General features: G+C 62.4%; 3 protein-coding genes. 1 reads left to right on the forward strand and 2 read right to left on the reverse strand.

Annotation, left to right across the window (positions count from 1 at the left end):
• Positions 1–534 (reverse strand): lipid-binding SYLF domain-containing protein (locus HP556_RS11935; protein ID WP_338117565.1); only part of this gene is annotated, 534 nt, incomplete at its 3' end.
• A 264-nt stretch (positions 535–798) separates the two neighbouring features.
• On the opposite strand from HP556_RS11935, the gene HP556_RS11940 reads away from it, so the two are divergent.
• On the forward strand, positions 799–2,142 hold the full coding sequence (locus tag HP556_RS11940) for an alpha-hydroxy acid oxidase (protein WP_246297648.1): 1,344 nt from the start codon (positions 799–801) through the stop codon (positions 2,140–2,142).
• Between the two features lie 232 nt (positions 2,143–2,374).
• Here the strand turns inward: HP556_RS11940 and HP556_RS11945 are convergent, their stop codons facing one another.
• A complete protein-coding gene (locus HP556_RS11945) occupies positions 2,375–2,650 on the reverse strand; it encodes a c-type cytochrome (protein WP_246297650.1) in 276 nt (91 codons plus the stop codon).
• Between the last annotated feature and the right edge of the window lie 604 nt (positions 2,651–3,254).

Genomic DNA, 3,254 nt, shown 5'->3' on the forward strand with positions numbered 1-3,254 from the left:
GACGCTCATTCCGCTCAGGTCGAAATCGAACTGGAGGCCCAGTTGCTCGCCTTCCAGCGTCAGGACGACACCCTTGGCGTTGCGCATCTGGATGGCGCGCCTGCCTGCACCGACCGCCACACCTGCACCGAGCGCCGTATAAATGCCTTCGATGTCCGAAGCCTGATGCATATTTTGCGCCGCGCCGACCAGATCGGTCGAGGAGCCCCCAAACGTCAGGCCCGCGCTCACGCCGCCGATGCGAAACGGATACATCTCCCCACGGAAACTGAGGATTCCGCTCCCTGCCTGCGCGCCGATGAACCATCCGGCCTTGAAGAACTTGAAGCGGACTTTGCCGGTGTCCGCGTGAGCGGGCAGCGACAGTGCGGCGGACAGCAGAGTTGCGACGGTGAGACGCGTGAGGCAGCGAGCTATTTGAAAGCGCATATTGATATTCCGGTCATCGGGCTGCCGCGTGACGGCCCCGCGGCAACTAGATAGAGCATCGCAGGACTCGTCAATAACGGAGGTCGACGCGCGGTCGCCTCCCAACGGGCGCAACGTCCGACGTCAACGCGTGGGGCGCAAGTGCGACCTGTCCGCCGTAGCTCGCAGAGCGAAGGCGAAAGCGTATTGCGTCGATACGACGATGGCGGATTACGCAGCGCTCATCCGGCCACGGCTTGCCGATGGACATGCGACCAAAATTGTCATTATATCGCCGGAATGTCATCGCCTACCTGATGACACTGACGTGACGACGATACAGACCAATCCGCCTAACCTGCAGCACTCATTCGCATTCGAAAGAACACGATGACAGGTCTCTCGCGCAGGACGACGCTGGTGAAGGCGACGAGTGCAGCCGGGGCGCCGGACGTTTCAGAGCGCACCATGATCGCGCGCCGCCAACTCCTGCGTTTTTTCGCCGCTAGTCCTCTTCTCGCGGCGACCTCTCTCGGTACGATCACCACCCTGTTGACGGCTAATTCGGATGCGCTCGCGCAGAGCTACGACGTGCTGCGCGGCTCGCGACGAGCGTTCGGTCCGGACGGCATCATCACCGCTCCGGCCGATGCGCTGGATGTGTTTGAGTTCGAGCCGGCGGCGAAGAAGGCCGTGCTCAGCCAGGACGCGCCGGCCCACTGGGGCTACCTCCAGAGCGGCGTCGACGGCGACGTGACGCGCGACGCCAACCACACGGCCTTCGCGAAGTACAACATCCGCGTCCAGCGTCTCATCGATGCCCGGAAGATCGACACCAGCGTGAAGATCTTCGGCGAAACCTGGGCCAGCCCCATCTTCATGTGCCCGGTCAGCAGCCTCGGTGCCTACGATCCCGAGGCGGGGGTCACCGTGGCGCGCGCCGCTGCCAAGCGCAACCATCAGATGATTCTCTCGACGGTCGATAATGCGAGCATCGTCGACGTCAACAAGGCGCACGGCCGGCCCGCCTGGTTCATGTTGTATCCGACCGATGACTGGAACGTGACGCGGGCGCTGGTGCAGCGCGCCGAGAGTGCGGGCTCTCCGGCGATCGTCCTCACGGTCGACCGCCAGGGCGGCCGCAACACCGAAACCCTGTTCCGCGAGCGGCGCCAGGACCTGCGCGAGTGCTCGGGCTGTCACACACCGGGCTTCACCAATGAGGTCAGCCGCAAGGCCAACTTCGCGGACATCGACGTTTCCAAAGTCACCAACCTCTACGGCACCGGGATGACGTGGGAGTTCGTCGATCGCCTGCGCGGGATCGTCAAGGGCAAGCTCGTGCTGAAGGGCATCATGACGGGTGAGGACGCCAAGGAGGCGTTGCGCCATGGCGTGGACGGCCTGATCGTCTCCAACCACGGCGGGCGCGCAGAAGAGAGCGGGCAGTCGACGATCGGTGTGCTGGCAGAGGTCGTGGATTCGGTGGGCGGGCGCATCCCTGTGCTCATCGACGGGGGTGTACGCCGCGGCACCGATGTCCTGAAGGCGCTCGCTTTGGGCGCCGCGGCCGTCGGCATTGGCCGGCCATACGTGTGGGGCCTGGCGTCGTTCGGCGAGGCCGGCGTGGACCGGGTGCTGCAGATCCTGGACGATGAGTTCATCACGATCATGCGGCAGGTGGGTGCGCTGGACATCAACCACATCACGCGGCGCTGCGTCACCAGCGCCTAGCCGTGCCCGACCTCTGGTGAATGAAGCGCGCCTCGTGCCTCGACAATGGCCGTGGACGGTTTGACCGCGTACTGCAAGACATCCAAGGGACTAGGGAAAACGCAGCGCGTAGGGTGCAAGTGCGAAGCGTATTCCGCCGAGAAACAGTGGCGGCGGATTACGCTGCGCTAATCCGCCCTCGCTTGGCGCAGTTCATCACGCTCAGCGCGGTGCTCGCCACGACGATGTCCGGCTATTCGAGCGTCTTCAGATACGACAGCACATCGTGAATCTGATCCAGGTCGAGTTGGAACTCCGGCATGGTCGGATGGCCCGTGGAAATGCCTTCGGCCAGGGCTTCGCTGAGGGATTCGATTGGGTAGCGCAGATGCAGCGTTCGGAAGGGCGGCGCAATTTTCAGCGGGCTTGGCGTCACCTTGTCGATGGAATGGCACTGCGCACAATTGTTCAGGACAAAGGTCTTGCCCCGCTGTTCTGCAGGCGAAGCGGCTACCGCTTGCGTCAGCATGATCAGCGTCAACGCCAGAGGCCTGAATATCTGTCCGATCATTGCAGCCTCGATTTCGGGAGAACACGGATCGTAGATCAATTGCACCATGAAGCTTTGAGTCGCGATCTGGCTTGATCTGGATCAATGGACCGATCCAATAAGGCTTTTTGAGCGGCGATGAATGCTCTATTCGCCGCAGGTTAAGATCGGTCGGAGCGGGGAGGCACCATTTCTCATATCCACGACGTTGCCGGCCGTTCGGTTGTACCAATCATTGCCGCTGCATGCGATCCGCATTACGCGCCGATACGGCTCGTTCCAGTGAGTAGGACGCTGGTGCGACGCGTATTGCACCAATTGTGGAGAACGAGAGCGGCGGATGACACTTCCGCATTCGCTCTGCGAGCTACGGCGGACAGGTCGCCAATCCGCGCTACGCTTGCTGGTTGGATGTCGCAGTGAAGGGAAACGCATTGACGTTGTGCATCCGATTACTGGTTCTGGATGGAGACGCTCATTCCGCTCAGGTCGAAATCGAACTGGAGGCCCAGTTGCTCGCCTTCCAGCGTCAGGACGACACCCTTGGCGTTGCGCATCTGGATGGCGCGCCTGCCTGCACCGA

The sequence above is a fragment of the Tardiphaga robiniae genome (assembly GCF_013359755.1).
GTDB lineage: Bacteria > Pseudomonadota > Alphaproteobacteria > Rhizobiales > Xanthobacteraceae > Tardiphaga > Tardiphaga robiniae.

Coding starts and splice junctions, on each gene's coding strand:
- HP556_RS11940 (WP_246297648.1), top strand. CDS start 799: ATGACAGGTCTCTCGCGCAGGACGACGCTGGTGAAGGCGACGAGTGCA.
- HP556_RS11945 (WP_246297650.1), bottom strand. CDS start 2,650: ATGCTGACGCAAGCGGTAGCCGCTTCGCCTGCAGAACAGCGGGGCAAG.